The sequence below is a fragment of the Phocicoccus pinnipedialis genome (assembly GCF_903994035.1).
Lineage (GTDB): Bacteria > Bacillota > Bacilli > Staphylococcales > Salinicoccaceae > Phocicoccus > Phocicoccus pinnipedialis.
Genome location: NZ_CAJEWB010000002.1, coordinates 53,172 through 68,060 on the forward strand (window position 1 = coordinate 53,172; position 14,889 = coordinate 68,060).

At 37.8% G+C, this 14,889-nt stretch carries 15 protein-coding genes; 14 read left to right on the top strand and 1 reads right to left on the bottom strand.

The features are described 5' to 3' along the window. The first annotated feature begins 107 nt into the window (after positions 1–107). The 6 genes from H9D55_RS00320 to recQ all read left to right on the top strand — a co-directional run bounded on the left by H9D55_RS00320 (position 108) and on the right by recQ (position 5,685). Positions 108–689, top strand: coding sequence for an anthranilate synthase component II (locus H9D55_RS00320; protein ID WP_186075799.1), 582 nt, complete (start codon positions 108–110; stop codon positions 687–689). Beyond that, positions 686–2,368, top strand: coding sequence for an aminodeoxychorismate synthase component I (gene pabB / locus H9D55_RS00325; RefSeq protein WP_186075801.1), 1,683 nt, complete (start codon positions 686–688; stop codon positions 2,366–2,368). Before H9D55_RS00320 ends, pabB begins: the two co-directional genes overlap by 4 nt. Before the next feature lie 9 nt (positions 2,369–2,377). Beyond that, positions 2,378–2,587 carry a hypothetical protein gene (locus H9D55_RS00330; protein ID WP_186075803.1) on the top strand — a complete coding sequence of 70 codons (210 nt, stop codon included), beginning with the start codon at positions 2,378–2,380 and terminating at the stop codon, positions 2,585–2,587. A gap of 5 nt (positions 2,588–2,592) precedes the next feature. Continuing rightward, on the top strand, positions 2,593–2,844 hold the full coding sequence (locus tag H9D55_RS00335) for a hypothetical protein (RefSeq protein ID WP_186075805.1): 252 nt from the start codon (positions 2,593–2,595) through the stop codon (positions 2,842–2,844). Beyond that, on the top strand, positions 2,841–3,749 hold the full coding sequence (locus H9D55_RS00340) for a 5-oxoprolinase subunit C family protein (protein WP_186075807.1): 909 nt from the start codon (positions 2,841–2,843) through the stop codon (positions 3,747–3,749). Before H9D55_RS00335 ends, H9D55_RS00340 begins: the two co-directional genes overlap by 4 nt. 139 nt (positions 3,750–3,888) lie before the next feature. Continuing rightward, complete coding sequence (gene recQ, locus H9D55_RS00345) at positions 3,889–5,685, top strand: DNA helicase RecQ (protein WP_186075809.1); 1,797 nt, start codon at positions 3,889–3,891, stop codon at positions 5,683–5,685. 69 nt (positions 5,686–5,754) lie between these two features. On the opposite strand, the gene H9D55_RS00350 is transcribed toward recQ, so the two are convergent. Next, positions 5,755–6,636, bottom strand: a complete 882-nt coding sequence (locus H9D55_RS00350) for a DMT family transporter (protein ID WP_186075811.1) — start codon at positions 6,634–6,636, stop codon at positions 5,755–5,757. 313 nt (positions 6,637–6,949) lie between these two features. Between H9D55_RS00350 and nrdI the strand changes: the two genes are divergently transcribed. From nrdI to H9D55_RS00390, 8 genes are all read left to right on the top strand, one after another. Next, positions 6,950–7,360, top strand: coding sequence for a class Ib ribonucleoside-diphosphate reductase assembly flavoprotein NrdI (gene nrdI / locus H9D55_RS00355; RefSeq protein ID WP_186075813.1), 411 nt, complete (start codon positions 6,950–6,952; stop codon positions 7,358–7,360). Beyond that, positions 7,323–9,428, top strand: a complete 2,106-nt coding sequence (gene nrdE / locus H9D55_RS00360; RefSeq protein WP_186075815.1) for a class 1b ribonucleoside-diphosphate reductase subunit alpha — start codon at positions 7,323–7,325, stop codon at positions 9,426–9,428. Before nrdI ends, nrdE begins: the two co-directional genes overlap by 38 nt. A 33-nt stretch (positions 9,429–9,461) precedes the next feature. Beyond that, on the top strand, positions 9,462–10,430 hold the full coding sequence (gene nrdF / locus H9D55_RS00365; RefSeq protein WP_186075865.1) for a class 1b ribonucleoside-diphosphate reductase subunit beta: 969 nt from the start codon (positions 9,462–9,464) through the stop codon (positions 10,428–10,430). A gap of 304 nt (positions 10,431–10,734) precedes the next feature. Continuing rightward, positions 10,735–11,133 carry a FixH family protein gene (locus H9D55_RS00370; protein ID WP_186075817.1) on the top strand — a complete coding sequence of 133 codons (399 nt, stop codon included), beginning with the start codon at positions 10,735–10,737 and terminating at the stop codon, positions 11,131–11,133. A 129-nt stretch (positions 11,134–11,262) separates the two neighbouring features. Next, the gene (locus H9D55_RS00375; protein WP_186075819.1) at positions 11,263–11,925 is read left to right on the top strand and encodes an SDR family oxidoreductase; all 663 of its coding nucleotides are present in this window, start codon (positions 11,263–11,265) and stop codon (positions 11,923–11,925) included. Between the two features lie 202 nt (positions 11,926–12,127). Further along, complete coding sequence (locus H9D55_RS00380) at positions 12,128–13,093, top strand: ABC transporter permease (protein ID WP_186075821.1); 966 nt, start codon at positions 12,128–12,130, stop codon at positions 13,091–13,093. Beyond that, the gene (locus H9D55_RS00385; RefSeq protein WP_186075823.1) at positions 13,086–14,057 is read left to right on the top strand and encodes an iron chelate uptake ABC transporter family permease subunit; all 972 of its coding nucleotides are present in this window, start codon (positions 13,086–13,088) and stop codon (positions 14,055–14,057) included. The genes H9D55_RS00380 and H9D55_RS00385 overlap by 8 nt, the downstream gene beginning before the upstream one ends. Then, on the top strand, positions 14,054–14,848 hold the full coding sequence (locus H9D55_RS00390) for an iron ABC transporter ATP-binding protein (protein WP_186075825.1): 795 nt from the start codon (positions 14,054–14,056) through the stop codon (positions 14,846–14,848). Before H9D55_RS00385 ends, H9D55_RS00390 begins: the two co-directional genes overlap by 4 nt. Positions 14,849–14,889: the final 41 nt, after the last annotated feature.

The window sequence follows — 14,889 nt, forward strand, 5'->3', positions numbered from 1 at the left end:
TTACATGTTTAGAAATTAAAATACACTTTTTGAAATCGTCAAAATTATTTTTAAAAAAAGACTGAATCATATATGATTGAAGTATATAAAAATTTAGAGGTATTAATATGAATGTATTAATGATAGATAACTACGATAGCTTTACGTATAACTTGGTGCACTATTTAGAGTCCAACCCATTTGACGTAGGTATCGTTGTCGTGCAACCGCACGAATTAAATACAGATTTAATTGATAAATACGATATCATTGGTGTGATTATTTCTCCAGGACCATCCCATCCAAAGGATCGTCCAGAAGTGATTGAATTCGTGAAAAAAATATACTATAATCTCCCGGTTTTCGGAATTTGCCTTGGTCATCAAATGTTATGGCATATGACAGGGGGCCGAGTTGAACGTGGAGAGCGTCCTATACATGGTGCAACATACGACGTAACGCACGATGGAAAGTTTATTTACAAAAATATTCCAAGTCCAGTGCTATCTACACGATATCATAGCTTAGTGTGTATTGGAAAAAACGAAGAGTTTGAAATTGTCGGTGAAACAAATGGTGTATGCATGGCCATTCGGCATAAAAATTTACCTTTATTTGGCGTACAATATCACCCGGAGTCCATACTTTCTGAGTACGGTCACGAACAACTATATAACTTTATCGAAATTGCATTGGAGGAGAGAAAGTGAGAGTCCACGCAAAATTTACACGCAACAACATACAAGAAGAATTATACTTCATAAACCCAATTAAAGTGTTGGACGAATCAAGCGCTCTTGATGACGCATTAGTCGAAGCAGAAGCGGCACAACAGTCAGGCCAATATGCCGTCGTAATGATTGATTACGAGTCACATGACACATCACGTGAATCATTTAAAATTGGGATTTTTGATGCGCCCGTTTCTCGTGAAGCATTCATGGAAACCCGGGGAATCGGCAGCTTCGAACTTGGACCAATGCATTTTTCTGAAACCAAAGAACAAACAATAGAAAACATCGAGAAAGTCAGAGGCTATATTCGCGACGGTCATACATATCAAGCGAATTATACGACACGCATGAACGGCGACTTTACAGGAGATGCACACACATTATATGAAACACTTGTTGCAAATAATAATGGTGGGTATACGATTTTCATCGAGCACGAAGGGCACACGGTCGTGTCATGCTCACCCGAACTCTTTTTTGAAATAGATGGAAACAGAACAATTCATACGCGTCCAATGAAGGGGACAGCACCTCGCTTCGAAGAAAAACATAAAGATGAGGAAAGTTATGAATTTTTAAGAAACTCTAAAAAAGACCAAGCAGAAAACGTGATGATTGTTGATCTTTTACGTAACGACATCTCACGTATTTCTAAACCGAAAACAGTGAAGACACCCGAACTATTCACAATTGAAAAGTACAAAACAGTATACCAAATGACGTCGACGGTTGTCGGTGAGTTACATGAGGGGCTCGGGTTAAACAAAATTTTCGACGCATTATTTCCTTGTGGGTCAATAACTGGGGCACCGAAAATAAAAACAATGGAAATCATCGAAGCGTTAGAAACCACTGAACGTGGTATCTATTGTGGTGCAATCGGCATTCTATACAGCGATAATACAACAGTCTTTAACGTGCCAATTCGTACTCTGTCAATTAAAGATGGACAGTACACTTATGCTGCAGGTGGTGGCATCACGTACAACTCAAGCGCAGAGAGTGAGTATGACGAACTCCTACAAAAGACGAAGTTCTTAGAACAAGCAAAAGTGACACTAATCGAAACGATGCGCATCGACCACGGTTATGTGCCAAGACTTGAACTTCACAGTGAACGTCTCAAAAAATCGGCGGAACATTTTAGATATGGCCGTGTAAATCTAATACATGAAGTGAATGACTACGTGAATAACCAAATGCTCTTAAGTGGTGTGTATAGACTGCGTGCAACTTTCGATAGAAATGGGCTTATGCTTTCACATGATGCCGTGCCAGAACTGAACTCAACAAATGCGAAAGTACTCGGACCCATTGAAGGTCCAGATGACTTTTTACGTCATAAAACAACGATAAGGTACCAATATTTTGGGTCAACAGATGATACGCCACTCATTTTGTATTATAATAACAACCATATGATTACAGAGTTCAACATCGGTAACGTAGTTGTTTATCAGAACGGTACGTATTATACGCCAAAAGAAGTGGAAATTTTAAATGGTGTCATGCGTGAATCATTGTTACAAGATGGTCGTTTAAAATTTAAAGATTACTCTGTGGATGAATTAAAATCGTTATATCAGGAAGAGGAAATCGAAGTCTTTCTTATCAACAGCTTGAGAGAAATGATTCCAGTCTCACTCTTCTTCTAGAGGTGAAGTATGTTTACGATACTATTAATCATAATGTTAGTTGTGCTCGCTATGTTCGTCCATTACGTGAGCGCGTACCTATATGAAAACAACATCAAAATCGTATCAGTACTCGTCGTATTTGTGGGAGTACTTGTCGGTGTATTCATTGTGGCACTCATCATAGGTAATATGGTGGACTATTTGGCGGACCAATTAAACTTTTTCTATAAGGAGTAACAGACATGTTTTTTGAAAATGGGGAAGCGGCAATTACATTTCAAGTAAAGCGCGTATTTACTGATAAAGAAAGGCAAACTTTTTTAGAACGATTTGCTCCATACAAGTCAGACGAACTTGAATCACTCATTGTGACAGAATCAACAGTGAATCTACTATATAATCCAACTAAGATAATGGAACGCCACGATACGATTGAACCAGCGGGAATTCCATTTGAAGTTTTAAAGAAAGTAGTAGGTGACGTAATAGTATGAGTATAATTATCCAAGATAAAGGGCTACTGACAAACATTCAATCGTCAAATGGTGCAGTGGACAGTCTATCACCGCAACTTGCGAACAAACTGGTTGGAAACAGTGTTGATGCAGATACTGTTGAGATGGTGGTCAGACCTGCGGTGATTCAATTTACAGAACCAACTGTAATCGCGTTTAGTGGCGCGTTCTTTAAAGCATTAGTTGGGGACAAGGTCATCTATCCAAATAGAATTTACATCTTCGACAAGGGTGACATATTGCAGTTTACGGACATCAACCACGGATCACGCATTTACCTAGCGGTGGCAGGAGGGATTCGATATGAGAAATCAAACATCTTAGAGTCTGGTGACGAGATCATCATGTGCCGCGATTACACAGAACTTCATGACGAGATTTTTAACATGATGAGAAATAATGAAACTGTATCTTGGGGTATTGATACGTATGCGCTAGCAGAAATATGTCTATCCGATGATTTCCATATCGTTCGTCGCGACGATACACCTGATGATATATATGAACAACTTGTAGAGCGTGAGTATAAAATTGTTGGAGAGCGTAACCGTTTTGCGATTTATGCTAAAGGTGAAGAGATTGAATTTGATCCAGATAGAATTGATAACTATGGTATTTTGGGTGGAGTATTCATTCAAGACAATCAACCAGTAATGGCATTTAATGACTTTGTCACATCAACATCACTCCCACACATCGGTACGATTCCGAGTTATCACATGCATAAGCTCGCGCAGAAGACGAATGGTTCACTCATTAAGTTCAAAGTGATTGAAGCAGAAGACGCACACGTAGAGCTGTATAAGTTCCAGATGTGGAAAAAAACGATCTTTAAAGCAATTGATTACAAGATTAAAAAAGAACTTGTAAAAGAAAAAATGTAGTATAAATACGAGTGCCTAAATTGGTGCTCGTTTTTTAATTGACTTTTACAAAAAACGCTCATCTTTAAAAAAACTCAAAATTGATGTATAATATATAAGATTTATTTTTGATATATCACACTTACTGGGAATGATTGTTATGGAACGTGTTTTAAAGGAACTGTTTGGTCTTGATTCATTTAGACCTAAACAAAAAGAAATCATCACTTCGATTTTAGAAGGAAAGAATACATTAGGAATTCTTCCTACAGGATCTGGGAAATCACTGTGTTATCAAATTCCCGCACTTGTTTTAGAAGGTACGACAATCGTCATTTCACCTCTCATCTCACTTATGCAAGACCAAGTTGAGGCACTTTTAGAAAACAACATCGAAGCGGCCTATATCAACTCAAACATGACCGCTAAAAACCAAGCGGTCGTTGAGGCACGCCTACGTAACGGAGAATTAAAAATTCTTTATGTTGCGCCAGAGCGCTTTAATAATAGGACGTTTTTGAATATATTGGAGCAAATAAACGTACCACTTGTCGCATTCGACGAAGCACACTGTATTTCAAAGTGGGGACATGACTTTAGACCAAGCTACCAAGAAGTCATTCCAATTATAGAAGAAAAATTACCGAACGCAGATTACATTGCACTGACTGCTACAGCAACCGAAGACGTTGAGGAAAACATTATAGAACTTCTTTCCATCAATAAAGAAAACATCTTCAAGACGTCAGTAAAACGAGATAACTTAAAGCTGTCAGTAGATCTGACGTTCCAACGTGAACAATTTATTTTAAAATATATCGCGGAACATAAAAATACTCCGGGAATTATTTATGTATCTACGCGTAAAGATGCAGAGAAGTTAGGTGGCTTCTTATACGATAATGACATCGACAACGTGATATATCATGCAGGGTTAAAAAAGAGTGAACGTGAATATAATCAAAATGCTTTTGTATCTGGACAGAAAAATATCATTGTTGCTACGAATGCATTTGGTATGGGGATTGATAAGCGCAACATACGATTTATTATCCATTATAACTTACCTGGAGATATCGAGAGTTATTATCAAGAAATTGGACGTGCCGGACGTGACGGACAATTGAGTGAATGTATCTTGCTGTCCAACTCGCGAGACGTAATGCTTCAACAGTTCTTCATTGAACGTTCTAATGCTACAGAAGAACAGAAAGAAAACATGCGTTTGAAGTTAGAACGCATGATTCAATACAACAAGACGACAAAATGTTTATCCAGTTTTATCATCAAATACTTTAATCCAGATGAATATGTAGAGAATTGTGGGATGTGTTCAAACTGCCAACGTGAAGATAAAACGATTGATATAACTGAAGAATCAAAACACATCATCGGACTTATAAACACGATTAGTTTACCAGTAGAGAAAACAATCCAAGTATTGCGAGGAGAACAAGCAGAAAATATCATTCATACAGAACTTCCAGAACATCCATATTTTGGAAAACTTTCTAGGTATCAACCAAGTGATGTACACCACATCATCGATGAGCTCGTGATGAGCGGATATTTACATCTCTCAAACGATATGCTTTCAGTGCCATTGCTAGGAAATGAAATATTAGAAGGCAAGACAAAAATGCACTCCGTACCCTTTAGAAGACAGTTTAAAGAGCTTGTAAACGTGTCTACAGATACTTCATTTAATGAGACACTCTATCAGGCCCTGATTGAAAAACGACATGAATTAGCGAAGAATAAGGGCGTTGATGAGGAAAGCATCTTTACAGATGTGTCGCTCAGAGAGTTTGCGAAGAAGATGCCAACAACTAAAAAAGATATGATGCATATCACAGGTATGGGGAATTACAAACTAAAGCACTATAGCCCACACTTTATGGAAATTATTGAAAAATATAAAGAATCAAGAAAAGAAGAGAATGTTTCGTTCTATTAATATAAAAAAACTCCGGTTTAACATCGGAGTTTTTTTATAATGCCATCCATTTCATTCTGTTTTAAGCGATTATTTATTTGTTTGACTGTCCAAAGCACTTCGCTTCGGTGGTAAATTTTTCATATACATGTAGAAGCTCGCTGCAAAGATAATAATATAGCCAATTACAGAATAGATATCCGGATACTCTTTAAAAAACACAATGCTGAGTAGTGCGGTAAAAATAATCGTTGTATAGACAAAGATAGAAATCTCTTTGGCTGGTGCGTAACTATATGCGATTGTAAGACCAAATTGTCCAACTGCTGCGAATATACCGGATAGGATTAAAGTTGTGAACTGTGATATCGTCATCGTTTCATACTGGTAAATGAAGAATGGCAACAATGCAACAGTCGAAAATGTGCTGAAGTAAAATACAACTGTATAGAACTTCTCTCTAGGACCAAGGATGCGCAGTACTGTGTATGCACCAGCTGCAGCAATTGCACCAATGACCCCAATAAGTGCAACGAAAGTTGTACTTTCAAATGATGGTTTGATAACAAATAATGCGCCGATGAATGCAATAATGATCGATACAAGCTGAAAACGCCTGATATATTCTTTTAAAAATATCGACGCTAATATAATTGTAAAGAATGGGCTAAGTTTATTTAAGATGTCTGCATCGCTCAAGACGAGCTTATCGAGCGTATAGAAGCTTAATACAATACCAATCAGGCCGAGTGAGGAGCGTAAAATTAGCCAGCCTTGGTTTTCCTTTTTACCGAATAAGCGTTCTTTATAGTAAAGAACGAAGGCGAGAGCAACGAGCATAGATACAAAGTTTCTAAAAAATGCTTTTTGAATCGTTGGCAAATCACCAGAATATTTTACGAAGAATGACATTAAGCTAAAACCAAGAGATGAAATGATGAGTGCGATGATTCCTTTTGTGATGTTATTCATATATCCCCCAAAAAATTAAATACTAAAAATTATTTAATCACAAGTCTATCACAATGGCATGAACGTTTCAGCGACTATTTCGTTAAATATAATCATTGTTTGTAAGAAAATCAACTTGCTTTAGCTGCTGAATTATGAGATTATTAATACTGTTAATTCGCACATATTGTGGTCAAAAAATTTTACAGACACAATATATTGTGGTTTGATTAATAATACAATACAATTAGATAATATTAAGAAATCACGAAAAGCGAACACACGTTCTGTTTTCGTGCTATAATACTATTACTATAAAGAGGGAGAGATAATCATGACAATTGCCTATTATTCAATGACGGGTAATATACGTCGCTTTTTAAACGGAGTGGATGTTGATCTCCCTCTTTTTGAAGTGACAGAACAAACGAAAACCGACAAAATCGATGGTCCGTTTGTGTTTATCACACCGACATATGGTTTTGGAGAGGTACCAGATATCGTGTCTACGTTTATTGAAGAGAACAGGGACAATATCGTGGGTGTTGCCGCAACAGGAAATCGCAACTGGGGACAAAACTTCGCAAAAGCCGGAGAACATATCAGCGAACGATTCGGAATACCCCTTATGCTCAAGTTTGAGCTGCATGGTAACGAAAAGGAACGCGCACTTTTTAAAGAGACGATAGAAAGGGTAGGGAGCATCTATGAAAATTTTGGACGAGAAAAAGTACAATCATATTGAATTAAACAATGAAATCACACAGCGTGACGAAACTGGATTTTATAAACTTCACAAAGACCAAGAAGCTATTGACGTATTCCTGGAGGAAGTGGAGAAGAAGACAATCCACTTCGATTCAGAACTTGAAAGATTACATTACCTGGTAGACCAAAACTTCTACTACAACTTATTTGAAGAATATAGCGAGGAAGATTTAGAGGATATTATTGCTTATGCAAACAAAATTCCATTTGAATTTAAGAGCTACATGGCTGCGAGCAAGTTCTTCCTAGACTACTCACTTAAAACTGACGATAAAAAACAATATTTAGAAGACTACAGACAACACGTCCAAATCGTAAGTCTATACTTAGCAAAAGGTGACGTAGATCGTGCGAAACGTTTTATTCTTTCTATGATGGAGCAAAGATACCAACCGGCAACACCAACATTCTTAAACGCTGGACGCGCACGCCGTGGTGAAATGGTATCATGTTTCTTACTTGAAGTCGATGACAGCCTAAACTCAATCAACTATGTAGATTCAACTGCAAAACAGCTATCTAAAATCGGTGGTGGAGTCGCAATTAACTTATCTAAGCTCCGTGCACGTGGAGAAGCAATTAAAGGTATCGAAGGTGTTGCTAAAGGAGTTATTCCAGTAGCAAAAGCTTTAGAGAACGGCTTCAGCTATGCAGACCAACTTGGACAACGCCCTGGAGCGGGTGCCGTTTATTTAAACATCTTCCATTACGATGTTCCTGAGTTTTTAGATACTAAGAAAGTAAACGCCGATGAGGATCTACGTTTATCTACAATTTCAACAGGACTCGTTGTACCTACGAAATTCTTTGAACTTGCTAGAGATGACAAGAAATTCTTCTTATTCGCGCCACACACAGTTGAGCGTGAGTACGGAATTACATTAGATGACATGGATATGGACGAGATGTACGATGAACTCGTTAAAAACGATAAAATTAAGAAACGTGAATTAGATGCACGTGACATGTTAAATACAATTGCACAAACACAACTTCAGTCAGGTTACCCGTACTTAATGTTTAAAGACAACGCAAACAAAGTACACCCACTTGGTGGAATTGGAGATATCAAGATTTCTAACCTATGTACGGAAATCTTCCAGTTACAAGAAACGTCAATCATCAATGATTACGGTACCGATGATGAAATTAAAAGAGATATCTCATGTAACCTTGGATCACTAAATATTGCTAACGTAATGGACTCTGGTAAGATTCGCGAATCAGTATTTGAAGGCATGGAAGCTTTAACAGTTGTATCAGACGATACTTCTATTGCGAACGCTCCTGGAGTTAAGAAAGCAAACGAGGAATTACACTCAGTAGGCCTTGGTGCGATGAACTTAAACGGATACCTTGCTAAAAATGGTATTCCATACGAGTCAGAAGACGCAAAGGACTTCTCAAATGTTTTCTTCATGATGATGAACTACTACTCACTACAAGCATCAATGCAAATTGCAATTGAGCGCGGTGAGACGTTCAAAGATTTTGACAAATCGGATTACGCAGATGGATCGTACTTCAAGAAATATGTTGAAAATGATTACCTGCCAAAATCAGACAAAGTTGCTGCGTTATTCAAAGATATTTTTGTACCCACTAAAGAAGACTGGGCAGAATTACGCGACGAAGTGATGGAGAACGGATTATTCCACGCTTACCGCTTAGCAATCGCGCCAACACAAAGTATCTCTTACGTGCAAAACGCAACAAGCTCTGTAATGCCGATCGTTGACCTCATTGAAAGAAGAACCTATGGTAACTCAGAAACATTCTACCCAATGCCATTCTTATCACAACAAACAATGTGGTTCTATAAGAGTGCATTTAACGTAGACCAAATGAAATTAATTGATTTAATCGCAACAATTCAAGAGCACGTAGACCAAGGAATTAGTACAATTCTCTACGTGAACTCAGAAATCTCAACTAGAGAACTGTCAAGATTATATATCTATGCGCACCACAAAGGCCTTAAATCACTGTATTACACTAGAAATAAACTGCTCAGCGTAGAAGAGTGTACAAGCTGTTCAGTATAACTTTGAAGGGGAATGAATATGAAAGAGCAATCGATGAAAGCTGTTAACTGGAACGTTGAAGAAGATACAACGCTCGTGTTCTGGAGACAAAACTTAGCTCAGATGTGGGTCGACACAGAATTCTCTGTATCACGTGACATCAAGTCGTGGGCTGGTTTATCAGACGACGAAAAAGAAACGTTCAAGAAAGTACTTGCTGGGCTTACTGGTCTAGACACGCATCAAGCGGATGATGGCATGCCTTTAATCCTCTTGCATACAGATGACCTACGTAAGAAAGCCGTATACTCGTTCATGGGTATGATGGAGCAAATCCATGCGAAATCATATTCACATATCTTTACAACTCTGATTTCTACAAAAGAAACAAACGAATTATTAGATCAGTGGGTATTAAAGAACCCACACTTAAAATATAAAGCACAACAAATTGTTGGACGCTACCACAAGTTACTCGACCCAAATCCATCTATGTATGATCAATACATGGCACGCGTAGCTTCAGTGTTCTTAGAATCATTCTTGTTCTATTCTGGATTCTACTACCCACTCTACTTAGCAGGAAACGGTCGCATGGTCACAAGTGGCGAAATTATTCGTAAGATTTTACTCGATGAATCGATTCATGGTGTATTCACTGGACTTGACGCACAAACAGTATTCCAGAAACTCACTCCGGAAGAACAAGAGCGTGCAGAAAAAGAAATGTATGATTTACTTGAAGGCCTATACCAAAACGAAGAAGCGTACACTAAGAGCTTGTACGATCCAATCGGACTCACAGAAGACGTGCTCAACTACGTTAAATATAACGGAAACAGAGCACTCGCAAACTTAGGATACCCACCATACTTCGAAGAAAAAGGCTTCAACCCAATCATTGAGAACGCACTAGATACAACAACAAAAAATCATGACTTCTTCTCAGTAAAAGGAGACGGCTATGTGCTTGCACTAAATGTAGAACCACTACAAGACGAAGACTTCGTGTTTGATAACTAAAATACGCACACCCACCATCCGAGGATGGTGGGTGTTTTGTTTTTCGTGGTGCCGATTGGCATACATGATTTTATACTGTCCAGAAGACTTCAGAAAACCATCAGTGTGTGCGTAAAGAGCCACAAAAAATTTGCGTAACAAGGAACACCTATAAATTAAGCTATAATCTGTACACCGATAACTCAATACACCTGCAACCAAAATACGTCGTAGGTTTTTAGATTATAAATTCTATAAATTGCCACATTTTACTGTGTAGGATAATTTGATTCTGTGATAGCCTAATATAAAAGGAGAGAATGTAATGAAAAGAATTTTAACATTATTAATGACAACACTTATCGCGGTTACAATGGCGGCTTGCGGAAACTCGGAAGCTGAGGATCATGCGATGCATGAAAATACGGATGAAGTTCATCCATTAGAAGTGGAACTTACGGTTCCAACCGAAGTTACAGCTGGTGAAAAAGTTCAATTTAAAGCACATGTATTCATGGATGGTGAAGCGCTTGAAGCGGATAGCATGATGTTTGAAGTGAAAAAAGGTGAAGAAAGTCTTGCGATGATTGACGGAGAGTATAAGGATAACGGCGATTATACAATTGACTACACGTTTGAAGAAACAGGTACATATGAAGTGATTGCTCACACAGACGCAATGCATCAGCACACAATGCCAATTGAAGCAGTTACTGTAAAATAAGTAGAATTAGTAGATATCCACTCTTTTGGTGTAGGTAAAATACAGATGCACTTGAATCTCTATAAAGTCATACAATGAAGTTTCATTTGATGATATAATAAAGCGAGAAGTTATTTTGGAGGTTTAACAATGAAAACCTATATTATTACAGATGCACTATCTTCTCTTGGAAGAAGCCTCTCTGTAGAACTCGCGAAACAAAATCATAATTTAATTTTATCAGGAAGTAACTATACTGAACTTGAAAAACTACTCGAAGAAATAAATGAAATTAGTTCTGTTCATCACGAAGTATTTCTTCTAGAACAGGCGAAAGAAATTGATTGGCTCAATATGGTAGAAAAAATCGATTCAACTTTCGATGGTCTAGATGGAATCGTGTTTATTCACTCCATTCACACCGAAAACAACTCGATTTACGATGTATCATACGAGGAATTTAATCGATTGATGCATGAGCATGCATGGGGCGCATACCTTGGAATCCGTACACTACGCAATTTATTGCGTGACGGTGAGCGTGCTGAAATCATCAACGTGGTAGAACCAACGACGGAAGATGTATTTGAGCACAATTTGTATTACACAATCACTGGTGCCATTAACGGACTGACAAAATCTATGGCGGAAGAACTCAGCAAGGAAGCGATTGATGTTTACACGCTGAGTTACAGACCAAAAGACAGTGATGACACGTTCGAGACGAACGATGTGAGTGCAACGCGCATCATCTTAGAAATTTTAGAAGGAAATTCTGCGTTTCAACCAGGAAAATCTATCACAATTCACTAGCACACACACACCTACAACGACTTTACAGCGGGTAGGTGTGTTTTGTTGTTTATAAAGTTATTTTTATGAGGCATTAATTTTCATATCGTATCATAAAATGACAAAATTCCGAAAAAACGCTGTGAATATTGGTAAATGTATAAACCTTGTGTATAATTAAGATAGATTTCATTGAGAATCATTATCAATTAGGCGGTTACTTATGGTTAAAAAATTATTCAGGTTAGATATCATGATCTTCTTGCTTATTATTTTATCGGTCGTCTCCCTGTTTGTAGGAGTCAGTAGTCTACCAATAAAAGATATATTTTCACTAGATGATCAACAGATGTCTGTTTTAATACACAGTCGGATACCAAGAACAGTTTCCATTATTATCGCAGGAGCAGCACTTGCAACCTGTGGTCTCATCATGCAACAGTTGACACGTAACAAGTTCGTGTCGCCAACAACTGCAGGGACAATGGAATGGGCCCAGCTCGGGATTTTGATTGGGATGATTTTTTTCCCAAGTATCAGCATATTATATAGACTCGGATTTGCAACAACGCTTTCTTTGGTTGGAACACTTATTTTCATGCAAATTATAACGAAGATAAAGTTTAAAGATATTATTTTCGTGCCGCTTATCGGAATTATGCTAGGAAGTGTTGTCGCATCCGTTGGAACCTTTCTAGCTTTACGCACTAACAACTTGCAATCTATTGCGAGTTGGATGCATGGAAGCTTCTCAACGCTTGTGACTGGTCGCTATGAAGTCTTATATATCAGCATTCCACTTTTCATAATCGCCATTCTTTACGCGCATCAATTTACGGTGGCTGGAATGGGTGAGGATTTTTCTAAGAATTTAGGACTTAATTACAGACGTGTAGTAAACATCGGATTATTCATAACGGCTGCGATCACAGCAGTTGTGGTAGTTACTGTTGGAATGCTACCATTCTTAGGGTTAATCGTTCCAAACATCGTCTCGATATTTAAAGGGGATCACTTACGGAGTACAATATTCTTAACGGCAGTGCTCGGCGCAATATTTGTTATGTTGTGTGATATTTTAGGACGTGTGATTATCTATCCTTACGAAGTTTCGGTTGGACTCGTAATCGCAGTTATTGGCAGTCTCATTTTCCTCGTTCTTATCTTTAGGAGGGTGAAGCATGCGTAATCACAGTAAGAATAGAAAGAACACAATCAAACTCATCGTGCTTGGAATAATATCAGTTGGATTAATTGCGTTTTATTTGCTTTATGGAATAAATTTCCAAATCATCCACTACCAGTTACCATCACGAATATTACGTACGGGTTCGATAATTGTTGTTGCATTGTCCATCGGAATTTCAACGGTCATCTTTCAAACAATCGTAAAAAATAGAATCTTAACACCTTCAATCATGGGACTTGATTCAGTATATGTATTTATTCAAACGACGATTATATTTATAGCAGGTGTAAGTTCACCATTACTTTTAAATTCAACATACAACTACTTTCTCAGTATGGGAGGACTCGTTTTATTTACAGTAGTTGTATTTAAATATTTATTTAAATTAACTAAGAACAACGTGTTTATCTTGTTACTTATTGGAATTATTTTGGGGACGTTTTTTCAGAATCTATCGACATTCATGCAAGTGCTCGTCAGTCCAGAAGATTTCATGATTTTACAAAATAACTTGTTTGGTAGCTTCAGTTCAACAAATGAAACATTGCTTCTTATTACGAGTGTCCTTGTTTTTATTATGATTATAGTCTTGCTGATGGATTTCCACTCGCTTGACGTGATGGCACTTGGACGCGACCATGCCATCAACCTTGGCGTAAACTATGATCGTAAAGTATCCTTTTTACTCATCATTGTTGCGATTCTAGTGTCAGCGTCAACTGCCCTCGTTGGACCGATAATGTTCTTAGGATTACTCGTAGTTAACCTGTCGCATGAGATTTTTAAAACGTACAAACATTTTTATATCATTATAGGAACAGCACTGATCAGTGTCATTGCACTGCTCATCGGACAGATGGTGGTACAGTTCATTTTCAAGAATAACATTGAATTAAGTGTTATTATTAACTTGATAGGTGGCGTGTACTTTATCTATCTAATGCTAAGGAGGAGTCGAGCTTGATCCAAATTAGAGGCCTAACTAAGGCATATGGAGAAAAAAAAGTAGTTGAAGATGTTTCACTCGATATAGAAAAGGGCAAGCTTCTGTCCCTAATTGGACCAAACGGAGCAGGTAAGAGTACGGTAATCTCAATGGTTACACGTCTTTTAGATAAAAACTCAGGTGAGGTTTTACTTGAAGGTGAAGATTTATTCACGAAGCCAGATAATGAGCTAGCGAAAAAAATCTCTATCCTGAAGCAAAGCAATAACTTGGATTTAAATATCACGGTGCGTGAGCTGATTGCATTTGGTCGCTATCCATACTGTAAAGGTCGTTTAAGAAAAGAAGACAACGAAAAAATTGACGAAGCAATAAAATATATGGGACTCGGAGAATTTGAAGATCGTATGATCGACGAACTCTCTGGAGGTCAAAGACAGCGCGTATATATCGCAATGACAATTGCTCAAGATACGGAATATATCTTTTTAGATGAACCGCTCAATAACCTAGACATGAAGCATTCTGTACAAATTATGCAAATCTTGAGACGACTCTGTAGAGAAAGAAATAAGACAATCATCATTGTAATTCACGATATCAACTTTGCATCATGTTATTCAGATAACATCGTGGCACTGAAAGACGGCAAACTCGCAATCAGTGGGACAAAAGACGAAGTAATTCAGGAAAATATCCTGCGTGAAATATATGAAATAGACATCCAAATACAAAATATTTGTGGTCACCAAATCTGCATTTACTTCGACGGTGAGGAAGCAGAATCTAAAGAATTATTTGGAGTGTAAACCGAATCTCTTAAAGGAGGTGGTGTGTGCACTATAGTTCA

Excerpts from the sequence above, each read along its gene's own strand:
- H9D55_RS00370 (WP_186075817.1), top strand. The coding sequence starts at position 10,735 with ATGAAAAGAATTTTAACATTATTAATGACAACACTTATCGCGGTTACA.
- H9D55_RS00320 (WP_186075799.1), top strand. The coding sequence starts at position 108 with ATGAATGTATTAATGATAGATAACTACGATAGCTTTACGTATAACTTG.
- nrdE (WP_186075815.1), top strand. The coding sequence starts at position 7,323 with ATGAAAATTTTGGACGAGAAAAAGTACAATCATATTGAATTAAACAAT.
- H9D55_RS00350 (WP_186075811.1), bottom strand. The coding sequence starts at position 6,636 with ATGAATAACATCACAAAAGGAATCATCGCACTCATCATTTCATCTCTT.
- H9D55_RS00385 (WP_186075823.1), top strand. The coding sequence starts at position 13,086 with ATGCGTAATCACAGTAAGAATAGAAAGAACACAATCAAACTCATCGTG.
- H9D55_RS00330 (WP_186075803.1), top strand. The coding sequence starts at position 2,378 with ATGTTTACGATACTATTAATCATAATGTTAGTTGTGCTCGCTATGTTC.
- H9D55_RS00375 (WP_186075819.1), top strand. The coding sequence starts at position 11,263 with ATGAAAACCTATATTATTACAGATGCACTATCTTCTCTTGGAAGAAGC.
- nrdF (WP_186075865.1), top strand. The coding sequence starts at position 9,462 with ATGAAAGCTGTTAACTGGAACGTTGAAGAAGATACAACGCTCGTGTTC.
- H9D55_RS00335 (WP_186075805.1), top strand. The coding sequence starts at position 2,593 with ATGTTTTTTGAAAATGGGGAAGCGGCAATTACATTTCAAGTAAAGCGC.
- recQ (WP_186075809.1), top strand. The coding sequence starts at position 3,889 with ATGGAACGTGTTTTAAAGGAACTGTTTGGTCTTGATTCATTTAGACCT.
- H9D55_RS00380 (WP_186075821.1), top strand. The coding sequence starts at position 12,128 with ATGGTTAAAAAATTATTCAGGTTAGATATCATGATCTTCTTGCTTATT.
- nrdI (WP_186075813.1), top strand. The coding sequence starts at position 6,950 with ATGACAATTGCCTATTATTCAATGACGGGTAATATACGTCGCTTTTTA.
- H9D55_RS00340 (WP_186075807.1), top strand. The coding sequence starts at position 2,841 with ATGAGTATAATTATCCAAGATAAAGGGCTACTGACAAACATTCAATCG.